The 25,082-nt window shown below is 58.9% G+C and carries 17 protein-coding genes; 14 read left to right on the forward strand and 3 right to left on the reverse strand.

Translation table 11 applies throughout. The features are described 5' to 3' along the window. Positions 1-6: 6 nt before the first annotated feature. From glpK to BMZ01_RS09820, 14 genes are all read left to right on the forward strand, one after another. Entirely contained in the window at positions 7-1,503 is a 1,497-nt protein-coding gene (gene glpK / locus BMZ01_RS09755; RefSeq protein WP_092286889.1) for a glycerol kinase GlpK, read from the forward strand. Positions 1,504-1,556: 53 nt separating this feature from the next. Then, positions 1,557-2,387, forward strand: a complete 831-nt coding sequence (locus tag BMZ01_RS09760; protein ID WP_092286891.1) for an HAD family hydrolase — start codon at positions 1,557-1,559, stop codon at positions 2,385-2,387. A 19-nt stretch (positions 2,388-2,406) separates the two neighbouring features. Next, a complete protein-coding gene (gene glf / locus BMZ01_RS09765) occupies positions 2,407-3,555 on the forward strand; it encodes a UDP-galactopyranose mutase (RefSeq protein ID WP_092286893.1) in 1,149 nt (382 codons plus the stop codon). A gap of 213 nt (positions 3,556-3,768) precedes the next feature. Next, the gene (locus BMZ01_RS09770) at positions 3,769-5,826 is read left to right on the forward strand and encodes a glycosyltransferase (RefSeq protein WP_177180147.1); all 2,058 of its coding nucleotides are present in this window, start codon (positions 3,769-3,771) and stop codon (positions 5,824-5,826) included. Positions 5,827-5,932: 106 nt separating this feature from the next. Continuing rightward, a complete protein-coding gene (locus BMZ01_RS09775) occupies positions 5,933-6,418 on the forward strand; it encodes a phosphatase PAP2 family protein (protein WP_223845974.1) in 486 nt (161 codons plus the stop codon). Then, the gene (locus BMZ01_RS09780; RefSeq protein WP_092286895.1) at positions 6,411-7,388 is read left to right on the forward strand and encodes a decaprenyl-phosphate phosphoribosyltransferase; all 978 of its coding nucleotides are present in this window, start codon (positions 6,411-6,413) and stop codon (positions 7,386-7,388) included. Before BMZ01_RS09775 ends, BMZ01_RS09780 begins: the two co-directional genes overlap by 8 nt. Positions 7,389-7,439: 51 nt before the next feature. Then, a complete protein-coding gene (locus tag BMZ01_RS09785; protein WP_092286897.1) occupies positions 7,440-9,266 on the forward strand; it encodes an arabinofuranosyltransferase AftB family protein in 1,827 nt (608 codons plus the stop codon). Between the two features lie 89 nt (positions 9,267-9,355). After that, positions 9,356-10,384, forward strand: a complete 1,029-nt coding sequence (locus tag BMZ01_RS09790; RefSeq protein WP_092286899.1) for an alpha/beta hydrolase — start codon at positions 9,356-9,358, stop codon at positions 10,382-10,384. Between the two features lie 416 nt (positions 10,385-10,800). Continuing rightward, the gene (locus tag BMZ01_RS09795; RefSeq protein ID WP_092286901.1) at positions 10,801-12,693 is read left to right on the forward strand and encodes an alpha/beta hydrolase-fold protein; all 1,893 of its coding nucleotides are present in this window, start codon (positions 10,801-10,803) and stop codon (positions 12,691-12,693) included. After that, entirely contained in the window at positions 12,694-13,200 is a 507-nt protein-coding gene (locus tag BMZ01_RS09800) for a DUF732 domain-containing protein (protein WP_092286903.1), read from the forward strand. It begins immediately after the preceding gene. A gap of 4 nt (positions 13,201-13,204) precedes the next feature. Continuing rightward, the gene (locus BMZ01_RS09805) at positions 13,205-14,131 is read left to right on the forward strand and encodes a cutinase family protein (protein WP_092286905.1); all 927 of its coding nucleotides are present in this window, start codon (positions 13,205-13,207) and stop codon (positions 14,129-14,131) included. A 67-nt stretch (positions 14,132-14,198) separates the two neighbouring features. Further along, positions 14,199-16,046 (forward strand): FadD32-like long-chain-fatty-acid--AMP ligase, encoded by a 1,848-nt coding sequence (locus BMZ01_RS09810; protein ID WP_092286907.1) that lies wholly within the window; start codon positions 14,199-14,201, stop codon positions 16,044-16,046. A gap of 356 nt (positions 16,047-16,402) precedes the next feature. Continuing rightward, positions 16,403-21,319 carry a polyketide synthase Pks13 gene (pks13, locus tag BMZ01_RS09815; RefSeq protein ID WP_092286909.1) on the forward strand — a complete coding sequence of 1,639 codons (4,917 nt, stop codon included), beginning with the start codon at positions 16,403-16,405 and terminating at the stop codon, positions 21,317-21,319. 17 nt (positions 21,320-21,336) lie between these two features. Further along, a complete protein-coding gene (locus tag BMZ01_RS09820) occupies positions 21,337-22,884 on the forward strand; it encodes an acyl-CoA carboxylase subunit beta (protein WP_177180148.1) in 1,548 nt (515 codons plus the stop codon). Positions 22,885-23,193: 309 nt separating this feature from the next. On the opposite strand, the gene BMZ01_RS09825 is transcribed toward BMZ01_RS09820, so the two are convergent. The 3 genes from BMZ01_RS09825 to BMZ01_RS09830 form a co-directional block, all read right to left on the reverse strand. Further along, entirely contained in the window at positions 23,194-23,565 is a 372-nt protein-coding gene (locus BMZ01_RS09825; RefSeq protein ID WP_092286913.1) for a DUF3054 domain-containing protein, read from the reverse strand. Positions 23,566-23,658: 93 nt separating this feature from the next. Next, positions 23,659-23,817, reverse strand: coding sequence for a hypothetical protein (locus BMZ01_RS11260; protein WP_177180149.1), 159 nt, complete (start codon positions 23,815-23,817; stop codon positions 23,659-23,661). Between the two features lie 182 nt (positions 23,818-23,999). Further along, positions 24,000-25,082 (reverse strand): lysylphosphatidylglycerol synthase transmembrane domain-containing protein, encoded by a 1,083-nt coding sequence (locus tag BMZ01_RS09830; RefSeq protein WP_092286915.1) that lies wholly within the window; start codon positions 25,080-25,082, stop codon positions 24,000-24,002.

Genomic DNA, 25,082 nt, shown 5'->3' on the forward strand with positions numbered 1-25,082 from the left:
AGCACCATGGGATATATTGCCGCCATCGACCAAGGCACCACCTCCACCCGCTGCATCATTTATGACCAAGAAGGCAAGCAACTAGCCCTTGGCCAATATGAGCACCAGCAGATCATGCCGCACCAAGGCTGGGTGGAGCATGACCCCATAGAGATCTGGGACAATGTGCGCCGCGCGGTGGGTACCGCCTTGGCTGATAGCGATATCCCCCGCGATCAGATCCACGCGCTGGGATTAACCAACCAACGCGAAACCACAGTGGTGTGGGACCGCAGCACCGGCAAACCCGTCTATAACGCCATCGTGTGGCAAGATACCCGCACCAATGAGATCTGCCGCGAACTCGCTGGTGAAGAAGGACCGGACCGCTGGCGGGAGAAAACCGGGTTAAGGATTAACTCTTATCCTTCCGGACCGAAATTGAAGTGGATCCTGGACAACGTGGCTGGGGTGCGGGAGAAAGCCGAACGCGGGGAGGTGCTCTTCGGCACCATTGATACCTGGCTGTTGTGGAACCTCACCGGTGGTGCTGCTGGTGATCAGCATCAGGAGGCCGTGCATGCCACGGATCCCACTAATGCCTCTCGCACCTTATTGATGGATCTGCATACCCTGAAATGGGATGAAGAATTATGTGAGGCTATGGGGATCCCTATGGCGATGCTGCCGGAGATTCGGCCTTCGCTGGGGAAGTTCGGGACGGTACGCCAACGCGGCAGCCTAGCTGGGGTGCCGATAACCGCGATTTTGGGTGACCAACAATCCGCCATGTTTGGGCAGTGCTGCTTTAAAGAAGGCGAAGCCAAGAACACCTATGGCACCGGGCTTTTTATGCTGCTCAATACCGGCACCACCCCAAAGTGGAGCGAGCATGGGTTGATCACCACAGTGTGTTATCAGATCGAAGGCGAAGAACCTGTGTATGCGCTGGAAGGTTCCGTGAGCATGGGTGGGGCGCTGGTGCAATGGCTGCGCGATAATTTAGGGCTTATTCCAGATGCCCCGAGTATTGAAGAAATCGCAGCCGATAATAACGGCGGGGTGTATATCGTGCCCGCATTTTCAGGACTTTTTGCCCCACGTTGGCAACCTGATGCGCGCGGCGTGATTGTGGGGTTAACGCGTTTCGCCGATAAAACCCATATTTGCCGGGCAGCGTTAGAAGCCACGGCCTTACAAACCCGCGAAGTAGTTGAAGCGATGGCTAAGGACGCTGGTCGGGTGATTACTGAGCTGCGTGTTGATGGCGGCATGACGAATAACAACACCCTCATGCAGATCCAGGCCGATGTGTTGGGCACCGAAGTGGTGCGGCCGAAGAATATTGAGACCACGGCCTCCGGGGCTGCTTATGCGGCTGGTTTAGCAAGTGGGTTATGGGATTCGATGGCAGAATTGCGCCGCCATACTGACATTGATCAACGTTGGTCACCTCAAATGGATAATTCCGAGGTCACGCGCCTATGGCAGGAATGGAATAAAGCGGTCGAACGCACCCTATGAGTACGCCGGGCGGGCTATACTCGGGTGGCGAACAGTAAAGGTGGTTCGCGAAAGTGAAGACAACTCCGAAGCTGATTGTCAGCGACATTGATGGCACTCTTTTGACCCCGCAAGAAAGGGTGACCCCGCGCTTACGCGACGCCCTACACCGGGCGCACTCAGCGGGCACCAAGATTGTGCTCGCCACTGGCCGCCCGCACCGATGGATCCACCCGGTGCTGCAACAACTACCGGGGCTAAACCCAGTGTGCATTAGTGCCAACGGGGCAGTGCTTTTTGATTCCGAATCCGGGAAAATCATTAGCCGCCAACAACTCCAACCTGCTGTTCTATCAACGCTGGTATCGGCAGCTAGCGACGCCTTAAGCGACATTGGGCCGGTTGGGGTAGCTGTGGAGCGCGTGGGGCGTTCCCTGAATGAACCCGAATCGGAGCTATTTAGGGTGAGCCCGGAATACCACCACACCTGGGAGGCCCAGGACTATGGGGTGGCGGAGTTGAGCGAATTGACGAGCCGCCCGGCGGTGAAGCTTTTGTTACGGAGTCGAGAATTAGATTCCGAAAAAATGTATGGGTTGATTGCCCCGCTGATTGATGAGTCGCTGGGGCATGTCACCTACTCCATGAGCGAAGGACTTCTAGAGGTATCTCCACCTGGGGTGACGAAGGCCCAAGGTTTGGAGAAGGTTGCGGAGTTTTATGAGATTCCCGCCGAAGAAGTCATTGCCTTTGGGGATATGCCCAATGATAGTGAGATGCTGCAGTGGGCCGGATATGGCGTGGCGATGGGTAATGCGGTGCCGCAGGTCAAAGACATTGCTGATTTCGTGACCGGCACGAATGAAGAAGACGGCCTAGCGGAGGTTCTGGAGCGCTGGTTCTAAATGGTTTAACCTGGGCCCTATGAGCGAATCCTTTGATCTCATTGTTGTCGGCTCAGGTTTCTTCGGCCTGACCATCGCGGAACGCGCAGCTAGCGAAGAAAACCTCAAAGTGTTGGTGCTAGAAAAGCGCTCGCACATTGGTGGTAACGCCTACTCTGAGCCAGAACCAGAAACCGGGATCGAGGTTCACCGCTACGGTGCCCACCTCTTCCACACCTCCAATGAGAAGGTGTGGAACTACGTCAATAAATTCACCGACTTTACTGGGTACCAACACCGCGTTTTCGCCATGCACAATGGCAGCGCCTACCAATTCCCCATGGGGTTGGGGCTGATTAACCAATTCTTTGGGCGCTATTACTCTCCGGAGGAAGCCCGCGAACTCATCCAGCAACAAACCGATGGGATGGATCCCAAGGACGCCAATAACCTGGAAGAAAAGGCCATTAGCCTGATTGGGCGTCCGCTCTATGAAGCCTTTATTCGGGACTACACCGCCAAGCAGTGGCAAACCGACCCGAAGGAACTGCCGGCAAGCAATATCACCCGCCTGCCGGTGCGCTACACCTTTGATAACCGCTACTTCACCGACACCTATGAAGGCCTGCCGGTAGAGGGCTACACCGCGTGGCTGGAGAATATGGCCGCACATGAAAATATTGAGGTGCGGCTGAACACTGACTTCTTTGAAGTACGCGAAGAACTACCGGATGTGCCGGTGGTGTACACCGGCCCCTTGGATCGCTACTTTGATTACAGCGAAGGCCGCCTAGGCTGGCGCACCTTGGATTTTGAAACTGAGGTGCTGGATATCCCCGATTTCCAGGGAACATCGGTGATGAACTACAACGACGCGGATGTGCCCTATACCCGCATCCATGAGTTCCGGCACTTCCACCCTGAGCGTGATTATCCGAAGGATAAGACCGTCATCATGAAGGAGTATTCGCGTTTCGCGGAGGCCGATGACGAACCCTATTATCCGATCAACACCCCCGAAGACCGCGCGATGCTGAAGAAGTACCGTGAGTTGGCGGCACAGGAAAAGAATGTGTACTTCGGTGGCCGGCTGGGAACCTATCAATACCTGGATATGCATATGGCCATTGCGTCCGCGCTTACCATGTGGGAGAACACGCTTCGTCCACAGTTCCCTGCGGAATCCTAAACGCGAAAGCCGACGCTGCGGGAGGCGGGTCTCGGAAATCCGCTCCCCGCTAGCGCCCCAGCAAACTCACAGCTATTTTTGGGTCCCCATATTGGGTCCCCCAGTAGTGCAGCTATTACTCTGGGAGAACAGTATGTGCGCAGCGCTTAAAATGCGTTGCGCACAGTGAACACCCCACACCAGCATCCTTTGAAAGGCCCGGAACACACCATCGTGAGTGAGCATCAAAGCACTCGAGCCGTGGAACAAATCCAGCGTCTCCTCCTGCCAGCCCAAGGTGAACCGCATGATGTGCGCAGCCTGTACCTGATTGAATCCAAGCGCAACCTGGAGCGCGTCACCTGGGAAGATCGCCATAGTGTGCGGCTACCAGGAGGCAGTGAAGTAAGTTTTGAGACCTATTTCAATGCGCTGCCGGCCAGCTATTGGAAGCGTTGGTCGCAGCTGGACAGCGTGGTGCTGGCCATGGATATTGCTGGTAGCGCACGGATTGATGTGTACCGCTCCAAGATTGATGGCACCCGCGTGGCCGTGACGGGGGCGCTGGTGAGTGATCGCCGCGCTGAGTTTGAGGTACCGCTGAGCCACTTCGAAGATGGCGGCTGGCTATGGTTCGATGTCACCGCTGATAATGATGTGCTGATCTCCAATGCCGGCTGGTATGCCCCGCAGGCACCGAAGGCGCAGCTCATGCCAGATGGCACCGAGGTGGGGCCCTTTGAAAAGCAAATCACCGTGGGTATTCCCACTTTTAACCGGCCGAAAGACGTGATTAATGCGCTGCAGGCCTTGGCTAGTGATCCGGATGTAGATGCGGTGATTGATGCGGTGCTGGTGCCGGATCAAGGAACGGATCATCCATCTGATCATGAGGGATATGCCGAGCTAGTTGAGCATTTTGGGGATCGCTTCCGGGAATTCCGGCAAGGCAATTTGGGTGGCTCCGGTGGCTATTCGCGCATTATGTTTGAAGCCCAAGGTGGGTTTGACACCCTCGGCCAAGCCAGCGAGGGTGCTCCCTATATTTTGTTCATGGATGATGACATTGTCATCGAACCTGATTCGGTGCTGCGCAGCGTGCAGGCGGCCCGCTATGCCGCTAGCCCCATCATTGTGGGCGGGCAGATGCTGAACCTGCAGGACCGTGCGAAGTTGCGCTCCATGGGTGAGATTGTGGACCGTGATGTGTTCATGTGGGCGGGTGCGAAATATGTGCACTATGACCATGACTTTGAACGCCACCCGCTTTCGGATCGCGGTAACCCGGCGGCACCGGTGAATGCTGATGTGATTGAGCGCCGGGACCCGGAGGTATATGGCTCGCGGGATCTTCACCGCCGCATTGATGTGGACTTCAATGGCTGGTGGATGTGTATGTTCCCGCGGGTGGTGGCCGAGAAGATGGGGCAGCCGCTGCCGCTCTTTATTAAATGGGATGACACCGAATATTCCTTGCGTGCCGCGGCCGCGGGATTCCCCACCGCAACCTGGCCGGGGGTGGCTATTTGGCATATGGCCTGGGCGGATAAGGATGATGCCATTGACTGGCAGGCGTATTTCCATGTGCGCAACCGCCTGATTGTGGCGGCTTTGCACCATGATGGTTCGCCGGCTGGAATGTTGCGCACCATGAAGAAAGCCACCTTTAAGCACGCCATGTGCTTGGAGTATTCGACCCTGGCGATCCAAATTGAAGCCATGAAGGATTTCTTGGCCGGCCCGGAGCGACTCTTTGACATTTTGGACACCGCGCTGCCGACCGTGAATGGGATTCGGAAGGCCTACCCGGATGCGCAGGTGATTCCTTCGGCCACCGACTTGCCGGAAGCTTCGAATACCCCGGAGGTGCCGACCATTGATATTGATGGTGGGTTGACCACCCCGGGTGGTACCCCGCGGATGCCGGTGCATGGTGTGCGTGGCTTGGTAGGTAAAGCCCGGAAGGTGGGCTGGTTGCTGAAGGTGATCAAGCACAATGTCACCCCGGTGGATCCGGTTAACCATGAGGTTCCGCAGGCGAATCTTTCGCCCGCGGAGGCGCGCTGGTTCTCGCTGGGCCAATTGGATGGTGCGACGGTGACGACGGCTGGAAATAATGGGGTGTGCTTCCGTAAACGCGACCGCGAAGAGGTGAAACGCCTGGTGAAGGAAACTTTGCAATTGCAAAAAGAAATTGGGCAGCGTTTCGATGAGATGCGTGAGCGTTATCGTGCGGCGCAGCCGGATTTGGTGAGCCGGGAATCTTGGGCGGAGGTCTTCCGTGGTCAGTAAAGAAGAGGTTGTTGAAGGCGGCCGTGGTGTTGGGGCTGGTGGCTCTGCTGGCTCTGGCGCCTTCGGCCCTGGGAAGGGTTTTCCCACTGATGCCGGTGAAGCTGAAATCCTGCTGAGCATCCAAGGTGCCCTCAACCACGTCCCCGGGGTGTTGCCCGTGGCCCGCGGCATGTCTTTTGTGGGCGAGCACGCAGCCGGCTGGTTGTTGATGTCTGCTGCAGGGGCGGCGCTGGATAAACCGCGGCGGCGCCAATGGTTGGGCTTAGGTGCGGCAGCGTTTTGCACCCACGCAGCCTCGGTGGTGATCAAACGCATTGTGCGGCGCCCCCGTCCGCATGATCCGCGCATCGCCATTGGGGTGGGAACCCCCTCTAAGCTGAGCTTTCCTTCCTCGCATGCGACCAGCACCACGGCTGCGATGGTGGCATTATCGCGCACCATTGCACACCCAGCACCGCTGGCAGTTATTCCACTGATGATGATCTCGCGTATGGTGCTGGGGGTTCATTATCCCACTGACGTGACCGTCGGCGCGCTGCTTGGCGCTGCCGGCGCCCAGGTCGTCGACACATTGGAGAGGCGCCTTGACTGAAGAGCAGGTACTCATCGGCTCCGAACCGCACACCGAGGGCATCGATAATAATAAGAAGCGGCAGCCGCCGAAGAACCTCATCGACGGCATGATCAAAGCCCTTCGCCCCAAACAATGGGTGAAGAATGTGCTGGTGGTGGCAGCACCCGTTGCTGCCGGCTCCGAAGCACTCCTCGATGGCCGTACCCTCCAAGACGTCGCCTTAGCCTTCGTGGTGTTCTGCCTCGCAGCCTCCTCCATCTACCTGGTCAATGACGCCCGCGATGTGGAAGCTGACCGCGCGCACCCCACCAAGCGCTTCCGGCCGATCGCCTCCGGTGTGCTGCCGGAATCCCTGGCCTATGTGATGGCGGTAGTGCTGATCCTCGCCGCTGTGGGCTTGAGCTTCTTGGCTAGCTCTGGACATGGCTTGGCCATGGTGGTGGGCATCTATATTGTGCTGCAGCTGGGTTATTGCTTTGGGTGGAAACATCAACCCGTGGTGGATATCGCCCTGGTGAGCTCCGGTTTTATGCTGCGTGCCATGGCCGGTGGTGTGGCCGCGGGAATTGTGCTTTCCCAATGGTTCCTGCTGGTAGCGGCCTTCGGGTCGCTGTTTATGGCCTCCGGTAAGCGCTACTCGGAGCTACTTTTAGCGGAACGAACGGGCGCGAAAATCCGGCGCTCACTACGCGGCTATACCGCAACCTACCTGCGCTTCGTCTGGACCTTGGCAGCCACCGCGGTGGTGATGTCCTATGCGCTCTGGGGCTTTGAGCTGGCGCACCAATCCAGTGGCCATGCGGCTGTGTGGTACCAGATTTCGATGGTGCCCTTTACCGTGGCGATTCTGCGCTACGCGCTGGATGTAGACCGCGGTGATGGTGGCGCCCCGGATGAACTGGCATTAACTGACCATGTGTTGCAGGGCCTAGCGGTGCTGTGGATGCTGTGCATCGGCATGGCGGTTTATGTGATCCCGCTGATTTAAGCGACACGCCTTTCTGGGGTCTACAAGATTCATGAACTAACATCGTCAGCCATGACGAAACAACGGGCAACGACATCGATTTCACTTCTCATCGTTGCCCTTTTGGCTACCTGGGGTGGGTGGTCACGACGCTGGATCTCCGATGATGGACTGATCGTTTTACGCACCGTCCGTAACCTCCTAGCGGGAAACGGACCGGTGTTTAATGCTGGTGAGCGGGTAGAAACCAACACCTCAACCCTCTGGCAATATCTCATCGCCGCGGTGGGTGCGGTGAGCAATGCGCGCCTGGAAAGCATCGCAATCTATGGTGGCTTAGCCCTCGCGGTCATCGGCTGCGTATGGGCCACCTGGGGTGGTGTCCGGCTCTGGGCTGGAGCGGGGCGTGAGGGCCTCCGGCATCGAGGGGCTGCTGCGGATAACGCCCCAGCGGTCCGCAGCCGAGCGCTAGTGGAAAACGGCACACTCGTAGCACCGTTTGGCATTCTCATTTATCTCGCGCTGCCCACTGCCCGCGACTTTATGACCTCCGGGTTGGAATGGGGCCTAGCCGTCTTCTGGCTCGGCGGATTGTGGTGGGCCTTGGTGACCTGGTCCCAGGGGCGCGCAGTGTATTTCCTTGCCTTCTGGGCGGGGCTCAGTTGGCTGATCCGCCCAGAACTCGCTCTTCATGGCGGCATCATTGGGCTTGTCATGCTGTGGTGTGCCCATAGTTGGCGGGAACGCGCCGGGATCCTCGCCGCCGCTATCCCCGTGCCATTGGCCTATGAAATTTTCCGGATGGGCTATTACGGGTTGTTGGTTCCACACACCGCGGTAGCTAAGTCCGCGGCCGGCTCCGAATGGCGCTCCGGGATTTCCTATGTGGCTGACTTCGTGCGCCCCTACTATCTGTGGATCCCGGTGATCCTGGTGATCGCAGTACTACTGCTTAGCGTGCTGCGGGAAAAGCGTACTTGGTTGGTAAGCGTACTGATGCTGCTATGCGGGGGTTTGCATCTTCTCTACGTCATTCGAGTCGGCGGTGACTTCATGCATGGCCGCATGCTGCTTTTGCCGATCTTCGTTCTGCTGCTCCCAGTGGCGGTAGTGCCACTGAATAAGCTCACCGGGGCAGTAGTACTTGCTGGGCTGCTGTGGGCTGGGATCACCGCGGCACGCGATTACCAACCGCATGTCCCTGATAAAGCTGTGGATCTGCGGATCGTCGATGAACGCTTCTTCTGGAGCGGGGCTACTCATACCCGTGCCGCCGATAACCCATCGGCAAATTCGCCCGGCCCGATGCACGCCGAAGATTTCCTCAACTTCGTGGGACTCAATGACTTCCCGGAAACCCTCGCTCAAGCGCGGGAAAATAATGACGCCCAGATTGCCCAGATTCTGGTGAGGGAAGATCCACTGGAGTTTTCCTGGATCACCTTCCCTCGTGATGGTGGCCAGCAGATGCCTTCCTTAACCTTCATCAACTTGGGAATGGTTGGCATGAACGCACCCCTGGATGTGCGGGTCTTGGACTCGGTTGGTTTGAGTAATCCACTGGCCGCCCGCCAACCACGAATCGAGGGTGCCCGGATTGGGCACGATAAGTTATTGCCTCTGGAATGGCAGGCGGCCGACACCGATGCAGCTATTGATCAGCTGCCACCGTGGATTAACCAAGAAGCTACCGCTCAAGCCCGTAAAGCCCTGCACAGCCCAGAGTTTGAGGAATTCTTTAAGAGCTATCGCGAACCCATGAGCGTCAAGCGCTTCCTGGCGAACCTCAAGTTTGCGTTAGGGCCGGGCCGCACCCTGGAATTCAGCAAGGATCCGTGGGCTTATCCGGGTGGGGATGCTCAGATTGTTTGGCCGACTAAGCCAAACCTTGATCAATAGTCACGAGCTGGTCACAAATCATTGCCTATTCGTGACCTTCGTGGTGTAAAGTACATCCAGATTAAAAAACGTATACCTCGAGGAGTGTTATGTCCGCCCTTACTGGACTTCGCCGCGTAGGCAAGAAGGCCGCAACCTCCGTTGCAGCTCTTGCTGTCGCAGGCGGTCTCATGGCTGGTGTTGGTGCAGGTACCGCCGCCGCCGATAACCGCGACTGGCTTCGCCCCGACTCCACCGGTTCCTGTGACTGGGACCAGGCCGGCTACTGGGTTCAGCGCTGCGATGTGTGGTCTGAAGCCATGGGTCGCAATATCCCGGTGCAAATCCAACCCGCCGGCCGTGGCGGCAACGCTGCTCTCTACCTCCTCGATGGCCTGCGCGCCACGAACTGGGCTAACGCCTGGACCGTGGATGCCAATGCTCCGGCCCAATACGTGGATAACAACATCACCCTGGTGATGCCGGTTGGCGGCGCAGCTTCCTTCTACGCCGACTGGGAATCCCCGGCCACGTATGACCTGAACAACCCGGTCAACTACCAGTGGGAAACCTTCCTCACCGCAGAGCTTCCCACCTACTTGGAGCAGAACTTCGGCGTTGCTCGCTGGAATAACTCCATTGCTGGTCTGTCCATGGGCGGCACCGCTGCCATGAACCTGGCTGCCAAGCACCCTGACCAATTCCGTCAGGTGCTCAGCTGGTCCGGTTACCTGACCACCAGCCTCCCCGGCTGGCAGACCCTGCTGCGTCTCGCTCTTTGGGATGCCGGCGGATTCAACGTCAACGCCATGTACGGCTCGGTTATCTCCCCGAAGCGTCAGGAAAATGACCCCTACTTCAACATGGGCGGCCTGGCTAATACTGACGTTTATATCTCCGCTGCCTCCGGCGTGTGGGGTCCGGAAGATGCCGAAACCCCGCTGAACCAGAAGCTCAACGGCACCCCGCTGGAATGGCTCGCACGCATCTCCACCATGATGTGGGCCAATAAGGCTTCGAGCCAGGGCATTGGCTTCACCGCCGATTACCCGGTCACCGGCATGCACAACTGGAACCAGTTCGGTTCCCAGATGGTGAAGACCCATGACCGTGTGCTCGATGTCATGAACGCCTGGTAATCAGCCTCAGCTATAGCCCCTCATAGCTACTCAACGTCAGCCCAGCTTCTCACCCCGCGGCCTGCGTAGGTGAGAGAAGCGCTCACCTTGAGCGTGGAGCTTTCCTCGCTGCGAACTAAAGGCTTAGCCAGCACTCCCTCAAGCTCGAGGGAACGCGGCTAGGGTGGACTAGAACTCGCAGTTGTATACGTAAAAGCGCCTCTCCTTGAAAAAGGAGAGGCGCTTTGTGTTTGCCGTTATTCTTTATCACGCGTGTTATCGGTGTGTCGCACCCTAAACCTTCAAGTTGTACTTAAGATTGAGGCATTCCCGCGCAGAGGGTCGAGCTATGCCGCAGGAGGGGAACCTGCGGACGTGCATACCCTCGCTGCGGCATGCCCAAAGAACAAACATCGACATGCAAGGACATTTGCCCCATGCGCGCACACCCTAACCGGCGTTTCCTCCTTTTGGCCACTGCTTTGAGCACCGCTTTAGGCACCACGATGGTGCCGGCCATCGCTCAAGCTCAAAACAATGAGCTCAGCAGCCAGCTCAGCGGCAATCTAACTCCCCAAGGCAAGCGCACCGCACCAACTGAAGGTGTGGCGGACAAGGCGCCCGAAGGTGTGAGCATCGAAAAGTGGGATTGGCTGAATTCCCACCGCGTCGCACTCTATATCCGCTCCAAAGCGATGCCCGAAGAACTCGTCCAGGTGCAGGTCCTCCTTGCCCGCGACTGGTACTCGCATCCGGATAAGACCTACCCGGAGCTCTGGGCATTGGATGGTTTGCGCGCCCGCAATGACCACAACGGTTGGACCCTCGAAACCAATATCGAGAAATTCTTCGCCGATAAGAACGTCAACGTCATCCTTCCCGTCGGCGGCGAATCTTCCTTCTACTCCGACTGGCAAGCCCCGGATAATGGCAAGCACTACATGTGGGAAACCTTCCTCACCCAAGAATTAGTGCCGCTGCTTAAAGACAACCTGCGCTCCAACGGCAAGCGTGCCGTTGCCGGTATCTCCATGGGCGGTACCGCCGCAGTGAACCTAGCTGAACGCCACCCAGACCTCTTCAACTTCGTCGGCTCCTTCTCCGGGTACCTCGACACCACCACCGGAGGCATGCCTGAAGCTATTGGTGCCGCCACCCGCGACGCCGGTGGCTACAATGCCGAAGCCATGTGGGGCCCCTACGGTTCCCAAGGGTGGATCGACCATGACCCGAAGGGCGGCTTGGAATACCTCAAGGGCAAGACCGTCTATGTGTCTGCCGGCTCCGGCCGCTCTGACTTCAATGAGCCGAACTCCGTGGCCAAGGGCCCGGCACAGCCGGCCGGTATTGGTCTGGAGATCCTGTCCCGACTGACCACCCAAACCTTCTTGAGCCGCGCTGAAGAAGCCGGGCTGAACGTCATCTCCAAGTTCCGTCCCTCCGGCGTGCACTCCTGGGAATACTGGCAATTCGAAATGACCCAGGCATGGCCCTATATCGCCAATGCTCTGGCCATCCCCGAAGAAGACCGCGGCGCACTGTGCAACCCGGTTGGTGCCATCGCTGAAGCCACCAAGGATGGGGCACTCGGTACCTGCATCAACGATGAATACGATGTGCCCGGCGGCAAGGCAGAAGACTTCCGCAACGGCAGCGCCTATTGGTCCCCCGAAACCGGTGCGCAGCTACTCATCGGTGCCATTAATGGCCGCTATAACGCCCTTGGTGGCCCCGCCAGCTGGCTCGGTTTCCCGACCACCGGCGAATTGAGCACCCCTGATGGAGAAGGCCGCTATGTGCACTTCCAACACGGCTCCATCTACTGGACTCCGCAACTCGGGGCAGTGGAAGTGCCACGCGACATGTTCGACCTATGGGGCACCAGGGACTATGAGCGTGGCGACCTTGGCTACCCGGTCGCCGCACCCCAAGCTGTAGATAAGGGCTGGGTGCAGCAATTCCAGGGCGGCTATATTGTCCGCACCCCGGATAATAAGAACTTCTGGCTCCGCGGAGCTATTGCCGCGAAGTACGCCGAGATGAAGTTCGCTGATTCCGAACTAGGCTGGCCCAAGAGCAATGAAATGCTCATCAAGGGCGGTGCCTTCCAGGAATTCACCAACGGTAATATCTACTGGTCCCAGGACACTGGGGCGAAGTTCATCCGCTACGGCGCCATCTTCGACGCCTGGGGCAAGAAGCGCTATGAACAGGGCGCCTACGGCTACCCCAAAGCTGACTTCGCACCCATCCCCGCCGGTGGCGAAATCATGGAATTCCAGCACGGCACCATCCGTCAGGTCAACGGCCGAATTGAGGAGAGCCGCTAAATGAAAAAGCTCACCCTGGTTGCACTTTGCGCCGGAGCTTTAACCCTTAGCGCCTGTGGTGGTGGCGCCACTGTCGAAGACAGCACTGCCCCCACCACCGGCAGCACCATCACCTCGCTATCCAAGGACACCGCTGGCGCAAAAACCAGTACCACCGATAGCACCGAAACCACTGATCCTGGGAAGCACCAAAACGCTAATAACCGCCCAGCACCCGCCCCACGGGACCAAGGTGCCAGGGAAGTCAGCGAGGCCCCATCAGCCGCGCCGGTATATAGCGACACTGATCGTGCTCTCTTGGAACGCCTCCAAAAAGATGGTGTGAAAACCGACGGCGTAGAAGACCAAATCCTTGGAACTGCCAACACCGTCTGCCATGAAGAAGAGGATTATCGCACCACCGTCAGAGCGGTTGCAGGCCAGCTCATTGAGCAAAACCGCACCGATTTACCGCTCGACCGTGCCGCCGCTGTAATTGAAACTGCGGCGCGCGAGGCGTACTGCTAGAGCAATGAGAAAAGTCCTCACGGTTGTAGCCACCCTGATGGTCCTCGTACTCATCGTGGGTGGAGTGATGAACTGGCGTGCCACCCACGACGGTGGGCTGCTACCCAGCGACCCACCCGGTGGCGGCCAAGCCGCGCCGGAGGAAGCACCACAGGAAGAACCCTGGTGCCCCGAAGTGCAATTCGTTTCCGCACCAGGCACCTGGGAATCCGCTGCGGATGATGATCCCTTCAATCCGCACGCCAACCCGCACTCCTTCATGCTCAGCATTTCTCAACCGCTGCAGCAACGCTATGACATCAACCATGTCCGCGTCTGGACTTTGCCCTATACCGCGCAATTCCGAAATATCAATTCCCAAGAGGAAATGACCTACGACGATTCGCGGAATGAAGGCACCTCGCGGCTGGAAAACGAACTGCGCTTCGTGCATGAAAAATGCCCGCGCACGGACTTCATCCTCGCTGGCTTCAGTCAAGGCGCTGTCATCGTAGGTGATGTCGCCAACCAAATCGGCCAAGGCCACGGTGCTATCCCCGCTGAAAAAGTCCGCGGGGTAGCTGTTATCGCGGATGGCCGCCGCGAACCCGGGGTGGGGCAGGTGCCTGGAAACCAGGTATCCGGCTTAGGCGCGGAGATCGTCTTGGAACCCCTTAACTTGCTCGTGCAGCCGATTGTGCCCGGAGCTAGTATGCGTGGCCCCCGCGTAGGCGGCTATGGCAGCTTAAATGACCGCACCTTCGATATCTGTGCCCCCGATGACGCCATCTGTGATGCCCCGCGCGACGTGGGCAACGCCTTAGGCCGGGCACAGGCATTGGTGGCAGCTAATGGCGTACACGCGCAATACGCCTCAAACCCGAACGTAATTCCTGGGACAACCGCAAACCAGTGGGTTCTTGATTGGGCGATTAGCTTAATCGACCGCTAGTCGTGCTATGTTTGCCCAGAAAACAATTAAGGTGAGTACAACTGCTCGCCACGACCTGAGGAGCGCAATGGATATCACCGCCGCGATGGGCCGATTCTTCAATGAGAAAGGCGAGATCACACTCGCCCCACAGCTGACCTTGGCTGGACTATCGGAGCTCATGTACCAGGGTGACTTAGCCAGCGGCGGCGGTGAGCGTGTCGCCCTGAAGGCTTGGGATTTCTCCACTTCCAAAGAAGGGGTGATGAAAAGCATCACCCGCACCGAAGTTAACCAGCGCATCAAAGCCGTTGCTGCGCGACTCCAACAAGTCGCCAAAATCGGCGATCGCGTAGCCATCCTGGCCGGTAACTCCCCGGAATACCTCTATGGCTTCATGGGTGCGCTGTACGCCGGCCTGGTACCGGTACCGCTTTATGACCCACAAGAGCCCGGCCACGCAGAACACCTCAATGCGGTGCTCGCCGATTGCGGCCCCACCGTGGTGCTCACCACCTCAGCTTCCGCACCCGCTGTGCGTGCTTATTTCAAGGAACGCCCCGGCCGCCAGCGTCCCCGCATCATCGCCCTCGATGCACTCCCGGATACCCTGGCCGCCAGCTGGGTTAATCCCATGGCCACCCCGGAAGGGCAGATGCTCATGGCATCTTCCCAAACCATGCCGATCGATCAGCTCGCCTTCCTGCAGTACACCTCAGGTTCCACCCGCACCCCAGCCGGTGTGGTGCTCACCAACCGCTCCATTTTGACCAATGTGCTGCAAATTTTTGCCGCCGCGAAGCTGAAGACGCCCCTGCGCTTCGTCTCCTGGCTGCCGCTGCACCACGATATGGGCATCATCCTCGCCGCCTTCTGCCTCATCCTCGGCCTGGAACTGCAGATGATGACCCCGCGTGACTTCATCCAACAGCCCCGCCGCTGGACCCGCCAGCTGCACCGCTGCGATGACAACTTCATCTACACCGTCATCCCCAACTTCGCCATGGAATTGGCCGTCCGTTACGGCCTGCCAGAAGAAGGCGAAGAACTCGACCTCTCCGGCCTGGCCGGTGTGATCATCGGATCCGAACCTGTAACCGAGAAGGCTGTCACCAACTTCATCGACACCTTCAAGGAATATGGGCTCCCGAATTCGGTCGTGCGCCCCTCCTATGGTCTGGCAGAAGCCTCCCTGCTGCTCACCACCCCCCAAACCGAGGAACGCCCGCTGGTTTCGCACTTCGACCGCGAGAAGCTCGCCGAAGGCGAAGCGGTGATGGTTGACCCCAGCGATGAGAAGGCTGTGGCCTTCACCTCCAATGGCCAGGTTGTGCGCCCGCAATTCCTCACCATCGTTGATCCCGAAACCCGCCAAGAAATCGAAGACGGCAAGGTTGGCGAAATCTGGGCACAGGGCGAGAACATGGCTGTCGGTTACCTGGACCGCCCCGAAGACACCCAAGAAACCTTCCACAACACCCTGGCTGGCCGCTTAGAAAATAGCAGGGTAGAAGGCTCCGAGGATTCCCCGTGGATGGCCACCGGTGATCTCGGCACCATCATCAATAACCAGATCTACATCACCGGTCGCCTCAAAGACCTCATCGTCATTGCTGGTCGTAACCACTACCCGCAAGACATTGAGTACACCGTGGAAAAGGCCAGCGACCATATCCGCCCAGCCTGCGTTGCCGCCTTCTCCATCGACGGCGATGATGTAGAAAAGCTCATCATCCTGGCAGAACGCGACCTGGACCGCCAGGCCAGCGATGATGCCGAAGCTATCGAGAAGATTCGCTCCGCAGTCAGCGCCTCCCACGGTGTGGTTCCCGCGGATGTTCAGATCCTCGCCCCCGATGAGATTGCTCGTAGCTCTAGCGCAAAGATTGCGCGCCGGGTCTGCCGCAAGCAGTATCTTGCCGATCTCGAAGGCTAAGTTTTAGGTCACCGCCCTCTTCCCCCTAAGGCTATTTTGCTTGGGGAGGAGGGCGCTGCCTATGGTGAGCATTCCGCGCTGAGCGGACGTTGGCACTTAAGTACCAGGAATATTTGGTGTCATCTGGTGTGCGAAGAAACGTTTCTCATGTGGGAACATATATACCTGTGAGGTGTTCTGTGCCTAAGGTGCCCAGTGCCCGAAGCGTCCACCGCCGAAGGCATCACAGCACGCGCACACCCCCAGCGCGGGCACAGTAACTCCATATTGGTAGCTGCACCAAGCACACCCTGCTTTTCCGGCAGCTACTGCGCTCCACATAATGACCATTGATTTTCAACGAGGTAAGAGGCAGCATGACCGACACCCAGGCGGCATCCATGACGGTTGAGCAGCTGCGCACGTGGCTCCACGACTGGGTAGCTCGCACCGCGGGATTAGAGTCCTCGGAAGTTGGTGATGATCGGCCCTTAGAAAGCTTCGGCCTCTCCTCCCGAGACATGGTGCTGCTCTCCGGTGAGCTAGAAAACCTCCTTGGCGTGCATCTCGATGCCACCATCGCCTATGAGTACCCCACCATCGATGGCCTGGCCCAAAAACTCATCGAAAACGCCCAAACCGGAGCCCAAACCGGAGCCCAAGCCGGAGCCCAAGCCGGAGCCCAAACCGGAGCCAACGCCCACAGCTCCAGCCCCCACACGCCGCAGCAACGCACCCGCGCGGAGCACGATATCGCCATCGTCGGCATGGCAGCCCGCTTCCCGGGCGCCGATAACCTCGAAGAAATGTGGTCCATGCTGGTGGAAGGCCGCGACGCCGTTGGCCCCCTACCGGCCGGGCGGTGGAGCGAATACGCCGATGACCAAGTCATGGTCGACAAAATGGCCAACGTCAACACCGACGGCGGCTACCTCCAAGACATCGCCGGTTTCGACGCCGAATTCTTCGGCCTCGCCCCAGTTGAAGCCGCCAATATGGATCCGCAGCAGCGCATCATGTTGGAGCTCAGCTGGAAATCCCTCGAGCATGCCGGCATCGCCCCCAACACCCTGCGCGGCAAACCCGTAGGCGTGTACTTCGGCTCCACCAATAATGACTACGGGATGCTCATCACCGCCGACCCGGCAGAAGCACACCCCTACGCACTTACCGGTACCGCCAGCTCAATTATCCCCAACCGCGTCTCCTACGCCTTTGACTTCCGCGGCCCCAGCGTCAGCGTCGATACCGCCTGCTCCTCCTCGCTGGTTGCCGTGCACCACGCGGTACGCGCCCTTCGCGATGGCGATGCCGACCTCGCCCTAAGCGGCGGCGTTAATATCCTCGCCTCCCCTTTCATCTCCACCGCCTTCGGCGAACTCGGGGTCATCAGCCCCACCAGCGCCATCCACGCCTTCAGCGATGAAGCCGATGGCTTTGTCCGTGGCGATGGTGCCGGCGTGCTGGTCCTCAAGCGCGTTGCCGATGCACTACGCGACGGCGACACCATCCATGCCGTGATCCGCGGTTCCGCGGTGAACTCCGATGGCCACTCCAATGGCCTCACCGCACCCAACCCCGAAGCGCAGGTGGATGTCCTTCACCGCGCCTACCGTGATGCCGGCATCCGCCCCCACGAGGTCGACTATGTCGAAGCCCACGGCACCGGCACCATCCTGGGGGATCCCATTGAGGCCACCGCCCTAGGCGAGGTCCTCGGCAAGGGCCGCGATATCACCGAACCCACCCTGCTCGGCTCCATTAAAACCAATATTGGGCACACCGAAGCCGCTGCCGGCACCGCCGGGCTCATCAAGGTTGTCCTGGGCCTCCAACACGACATCATCCCGCCCTCTTTGCACTTCGATGCCCCCAACCGCTTCATCGACTTCGATGCTGAGCGCCTCGAGGTAGTCGAAGATCCCCGCGAATGGCCCCAATACTCCGGCCGCCGCGTCGCCGGTGTCTCCGGCTTCGGCTTCGGCGGCACCAACGCGCATATCGTGCTCAGCGATTTCAACGCAGCCGATTATGAGGTCCAAGCCACCCAGATCGACGCCCAGCTGGCGAAAGATAACCTCGTCAGCCTGCCGGTCTCTGGCCTGCTTCCTTCCCGTCGCCGCCAACTCGCCGAAGTTTTGGCCAACGATCTCGAGCAGCGCCCGGAAGAAGAACTCATCCCCTTCGCCTGCGTGCTAAGCGGCCGGAACCATGGGCGTTCCCGCGCCATCATTCACGCCGATAGCATCGAGCAGGCCGTCAAACGCCTCCGCCAGGTCGCCGAAGGCAAAGTCTCAGTCGGCATTGATGCCGCGGATTCCCCCGCCTCCCTCGGCCCGGTATTCGTTTACTCCGGCTTCGGTTCCCAGCACCGCAAGATGGTCAAGGACCTCTGCGAACTCTCCCCGATCTTCCTTCAGCGCCTCGAAGAACTCGATGAGCTGGTGGAGTTCGAATCGGGCTGGTCCATCCTGGATATCGTCCGCGATGATGAACAAACCTATGACACCGAAACCGCACAGGTCGCCATCACCGCCATCCAAATTGCCCTGACCGACCTGCTAGCCCACTTCGGTGCCCGCCCCGCGGCTGTGATGGGGATGTCCATGGGCGAGATCGCCGCCGCTTATGCCGCCGGTGGGCTCAGCGCCGAAGACGCCCTGCGCGTTGCCTGCCACCGCGCCCGCCTCATGGGTGAGGGCGAAAAGTCCCTGCCCGAAGATGAACTCGGCGCCATGGCCGTCATCGAGATTTCCGCTGATGACCTCGCTCAGCTGCGCGAGGAACGCCCCGAATATGCCGGCATTGAGCCCGCGGTTTATGCCGGCCCCGGCATGACCACCGTCGGTGGCCCCCGCGAAGCTGTGGTTGCGCTAGTAGAGGAGTGGGAAAAGGAATCCCGCTTCGCCCGCCTGCTCAACGTTAAGGGTGCGGGCCATACCAGCGCGGTGGACCCACTACTGGGTGAACTGGCCGCCGAAACCGGCGATGTGCAGCCCAAACCTTTGCGCATCCCGCTATTTAGCTCCGTGGATTGCGGCATGGTCTACCAGCCCGGCAGCACCGTCCACGATTCGGATTATTGGATCCGCTGCACCCGCCAGGCCGTGCACTTCCAAGAAGCTACGGAAGCTGCTTTCGCCGCCGGCCACAGCACCTTGGTGGAGATTTCCCCCAACCCGGTGGCACTCATGGCGATGATGAACACTGCCTTTGCCGTTGGCCGCCCGGACGCGCAGCTGCTCTACGCCCTCAAGCGCAAGGTTGATACCGCCCACAGCATGCGCGAATTGCTGGGCAAGCTCTATGTGCAGGGCCAAGACATTGACTTCCGTTTCTTCAACGGCGATGCACAAACCCCCATCACCCCCGTCCCCGGTGTGGCCTTCCGCCACCAGTCCTATTGGACGGACGCGCACCCCTCCAGCACCACCCGCGTGGGTCTACCAGGGGTTCGCACCATCCTCCCGGATCGCTGCATTGCCTTCCGCACCACCGCTGATCTCGCGCCCAGTGTGCTGGCGGTGCTTGAAACCGCGGCGGAAAATATTGACCCCACCGCCAACCTCAGTGCCTACCAGGAATATGGCACGCTCCCGCCATCCGGCGAGCTCACCACCATTGTGCGCCGCGTGCTGGGCGGACTGTCCTTAAGCGTGCACCACGTCACCGACAATGATGACACCGTGCTCATCGCCGAAGGTTTCGCCACTGCCGGCGACACTCCGCACACCCAGACGCCCGCGGAACTCGGCTACACCGCCCCCACCGAGCGCCCCAGTATGCCCACCGATGAAGTCCAGGTGGAGCAACGCCATTGGGACCCCACCTCCGGGGAATCCGTAGAAGACCGCATGCGCGCCATCGTCTCGGAATCCATGGGCTATGACGTCGACGATCTCCCCCGCGAGCTCCCACTGATCGACCTCGGCCTCGATTCACTGATGGGCATGCGCATCAAAAACCGCATCGAAAACGACTTCCAAATCCCGCCGCTGCAGATCCAGGCACTGCGCGACGCCTCCGTCGCCGATGTTGTCAGCATGGTCGAAGATATGGTCGCTCAAGAATCTTCTGCTATCCCCGAGAACGATTCCCCCAACTCCGCAGCTCCCGCAGCTGCGCAGGCGGCCCCCGCGGACGCTGCGGCTTCCCCGCAACGCGAATCCGCGGATAATAAGCCCAGTACCCCAAGCACCGGCGTAGGTGTTGCGCCTCGCGATGCTTCGGAACGCCTCGTCTTTGCCACCTGGGCGGGTATCACCGGTGCTGCTGCCGCAGGGGTTACCTCGCAGCTTCCCAGCGTGGATGAAGACACCGCCCAAAAGATCGCTGAGCGCCTTAATGAGCGCGCCGGGGCTTCCTTAAGCGCGGCGGATGTTCTTGCTGCCAGCACGCTGGAACCGCTGGCAGATCAGGTGCGCGAAACCCTCGAAACAGATGTTGAAGGCAATATCCGGGTATTGCGTGCCCGCGCGGAGGGCAGCACGAAACCCAGTGTCTTCCTCTTCCACCCCGCCGGTGGTTCCTCTGTGGTGTACCAACCACTAATGCGCCGCCTGCCCGATGATGTGCCGGTTTATGGTGTGGAACGCCTAGAAGGTTCCCTGGCTGAACGTGCCGCCGCCTACCTGCCGGATATTCAGCGGCTTGCTGATGGCAAGCCGGTGGTACTCGGTGGTTGGAGCTTCGGTGGTGCCTTGGCTTATGAGGTGGCCCACCAGCTTGAAGAATCTGATGTGGAAGTAGGCCTGATTGTGCTGCTCGATACCGTGCAGCCCAGCGAAACAGTGCCCGATACCATCGAAGAAACCAAGGCTCGCTGGGAACGCTATGCGGCTTTCGCGGAAAAGACCTATGGCCTGGAGTTCCCGGTGCCCTATGAGCTTCTCGAAACCGCTGGTGAAGATGCCCTCTTAGGAATGTTGGTGGACTTCCTCGCTACCACCGACCCAGCCGAGCATGGCTTAGCCGCCGGGGTGCTGGAGCATCAGCGCGCCAGCTTTGTGGATAACCGCATCTTGGATCGCATGGACCTGCGCCGTTGGGCGGATGTGCATGTACCGGTGATGCTCTTCCGTGCGGAGCGTATGCACGATGGTGCCATTGAGTTGGAGCCACGCTATGCCCAGATTGACCCCGATGGTGGCTGGTCCGCTATCGTTGATCAACTAGACATTATTCAGCTGCACGGTGACCACTTAGCCGTGGTGGATGAACCAGAGATCGCTACGGTTGGTGCACACCTAACTAAGCGCATCGAGGAGATGGGCTCCACGGGCCCTCAGAGCTAGAAATTGGTGATACACAAGTGACGCACACGACCGCGGAGAAAATCGCTGACCTGCGGGAACGCCTGCAGCAAGCGCAGGATCCCGGCAGCGAACGTGCCCGCGCTAAACGCGATGCTGCTGGTAGATCCACTCCGCGTGAACGTATCGCCGAACTCCTTGATGAAGGCTCCTTCGTAGAGATCGGCGCGCTTGGCCGCACCCCCGGCGATCCGGATGCCCCCTACTCCGATGGTGTGGTGACCGGCTATGGCCGCATTGATGGCCGCCCGGTGGCTATTTATGCCCACGATAAAACCGTCTATGGCGGATCTGTCGGGGTTACCTTCGGCCGCAAGGTCTGCGAAGTGATGGACATGGCCATCAAAATTGGTTGCCCCGTTATTGGCATCCAAGATTCCGGTGGTGCCCGCATCCAAGATGCGGTGACCTCCCTGGCCATGTACTCGGAAATTGCGCGCCGCCAAATGCCGCTGTCAGGCCGCAGCCCACAGATCTCGGTGATGTTGGGTAAGTGTGCTGGCGGTGCGGTGTATGCACCGGTGACCACCGACTTTGTGATCGCGGTGGAAGATGAAGCCGAAATGTATGTCACCGGCCCCGCGGTGATCAAAGAGGTCACCGGCGAGGAAATCACCTCCGCGGAATTAGGTGGCGCCCGCGAACAAGAACTCAATGGCAATATCTCCCTGGTGGTAGCCGATGAGGAAGAAGCCTTCGAGGCAGTGCGGGATCTTCTTGATCACCTACCGCTGACCTGTAATGATGCTGCCCCAGTCTTTGGTGCCCCCAGTGATGAAGAAGTGGCGGAAACCCCGGAGCTAGATAGCTTCATGCCGGATGATACCAATGCTGGCTATGACATGGTGGATTTGCTGCGCCAGCTCGGTGATGATGATTCCCTGCTGGAGATCCAACCCAACTACGCCCCGAACCTCATTACCGCCTTCGGGCGGATTGATGGGCGCTCGGTGGGGTTTGTGGCGAACCAGCCCATGCACTTTGCTGGGTGTATTGACGCTGATGCTGCGGATAAGGGTGCGCGCTTTATTCGCATTTGCGATGCTTACAATATTCCGCTGGTGTTTGTGGTGGATACCCCCGGGTATTTGCCGGGTGTGCAACAAGAAAAAGCTGGTCTGATTCACCGCGGCGCGAAGCTGGCGTTTGCGGTGGTGGAAGCTAGTGTCCCGAAGGTGACGCTGATTGTGCGCAAAGCTTATGGCGGCGCCTATGCGGTGATGGGGTCGAAGAACCTCAGCGGTGATATCAACCTGGCGTGGCCCACTGCCCAGATTGCGGTGATGGGTTCTGCTGCGGCAGTGGTGATGATCCAGGGCAAGCAGCTGGCAGCTGCGCCGCCGGAGCAGCGCGAGTACTTGAAGAAAGTCTTCATGGACTTCTATGACGAGAATATGACTAGCCCTTATGTGGCGGCAGAACGTGGATTCTTGGATGCCATGATTCAGCCGAAGGACACGCGGCTGGCGCTTCGTCGGGCCTTAAGGCAGATGACGGAGAAGCGCGAGATCGCGGTGGATAAGAAGCACAATATTATCCCCATGTAATTGTGGGGCTGTAACGGCTGGTGTATTAGTGTCGATGTAGCTCAATAGACTAAGTACAGCCCTATTAGAAAGGCAGCACATGCTCAGCGTTACTCTTGATCTCCTCGGCGATATGCTCAACTACATCTACATGATCATCAACGCCGTCACCAACGGCCAAGGCATTAAGCTCTAAACACCTTTTCCGCTTTAAAGAACAGGTTCGCCCTCGCACCTACTCAGGTACGAGGGCGTTTTTGTGTGGCATACCCCAGCCACCTGCCAGGGATCAGTAAGGCAGACCCCTAGCCAGCGGGTCTCGAGGAAAGCTTAAGCCTGGCGCTGCAGCACCTTGGTGGCGATGATTCGCCAGCCCAGCAGCAGAACCGCGGAGGTGATGGAGGCGACCATCATGAAGGACCAGTGTGGGACGGTGTGATGGCGCAGCGCCCAGATACCGAGGCCCACGATAACGGTGAAGATCCAGACGAAGAGACCGGCGGGGGCGAGGCGGGTGGGCACCATTTTGGTGAGGCTCATGATCAGCCAGGCACCGAGAATGCCGAGGAGGAAGGGCCAGTAGGTGGAGAGCCAGCCGCTGAAGTTGAGCGGCATGGTGTCGGATTGGTGCGCGACGCGGGCGAGCAGGGCGAATAGGGCCATGCAGATGATGTCGATAAGGAAGAATAGGGCGCGGGACATGAGTCCTCAGACTTTCTTTAGCAGCTAGATTATGGGGTGCTCCAGGGGGAGAGTCTAGTTGCTGGGCCCGCTGGCGCTGTCATCGCGCCGGGGCTAGAGCCCGAGTTTGCGGTCGGTAGTGTCCTGGTCGAGTTTGCGCTCCATTTTCGTCAAGACTTTGCCGGTCTTGATGACGAACCACAGCACAGTGAGCGCGATGATGATGAAGATGAGAATGATGAGGAGTTCTAAGGGGCCTATTGTCGCGATCATGATGATGCTCCTTTGCGAGGTTGGTGTCGGGTATTGGACAACTATTGTGCGAATACTCAGATTGAGTGAGTATTCCAGATCACGTTTGTGTCGCCACTGTAGTTGGGGGCGAGAAGAACACGGGACTAAAAAGAACTGTTATAGAATTCACCCCCAAAAAGGTTATGGTTAATGCTGCAGCATTAACCTGCGGTGGGAACCGCACCCTCCCGCGGGTTCCGCGCTTCCCCGTCGGCCGTACCCTCCCGCGCACTCACCCCGCGACGCAGATAATGCAGCACATAAATCAGCCACCCCACCACGTTGACCAGCACCAAAGTGATCAAGCGATAAGCCACCGCGGTACCTGTTGCATGTACCACCGTCATACCGGTAGCCACCAGGGTGGTCACCAGTGCCGCCTCCACGGGGCCTAAACCACCAGGGGTGGCCTGCACACTGCCGGCAATCTTCGTGGTCACGTAGGTCAGCAGCACGCCCGCAATGGTGGTGTGATCAGGAATGCGATCAATCCCCGGCATCGTGCCGGTAATCGCCCAGGCACACAGCCACAAACTTAAAATATCGATCCCGCGATTCAGCAGCGAAAAGATCGCGGCCTTCGCGAAACGCCCCGGGGTCAGTTGGATGGCCGCCAAACCATTGACAAACCCACCAATACTTTCGGCGGCTTTATCAGGGTCTTTGCGGAATAACTTGGCAATTGGGCGCACCAAGGGTCGGCATGCGTGGGCAATCGGGTGCGGATTACGGGAGGCCACATAAAGCCCAAAAGACACCGCCACCATCACCAATAAAGTGATAATCAGCGACGCCAAACTAATCCGCGCGCCTAAAAACACCACCGCACTAATGCCTAAAAGCACCAGCCACATGGTGGAAATCAGGCCAGAGAACACAAAGAACCAGGCGCATAAAGCACGGCTCGCACCCCACCCGCGCTGCACTTTATAGGTCAAAATCGCGGAAAAGGCCGCGCCCCCGGGCAGCGTTGTTGCCCACGCATTGCTGGCGAAAGTAATCGCATTCGTTTCCCCCGGGCTCACCTTCGAGCCACCTGCAGCCATTAGCTGCCGCATTACCTCCGCCATCGCAGCGAGCGATAAAAGCGCTGTGAGCAGGCATAGTGCTAGTGGCAGTGGTTCGGCGTTGCGCAGGTGCGCCAGCCCGCCGAGCAGCACATCATATTGCTGATAAGACAGCACCCCCACCACAATCAGCACGACGAGGGCAAGCAGCCACCGCCACCAGCGCGATTTCAGCAT

Origin of the sequence: Corynebacterium spheniscorum (assembly GCF_900113445.1) — a bacterium.
In the GTDB taxonomy this organism is placed as follows: Bacteria; Actinomycetota; Actinomycetes; order Mycobacteriales; family Mycobacteriaceae; genus Corynebacterium; species Corynebacterium spheniscorum.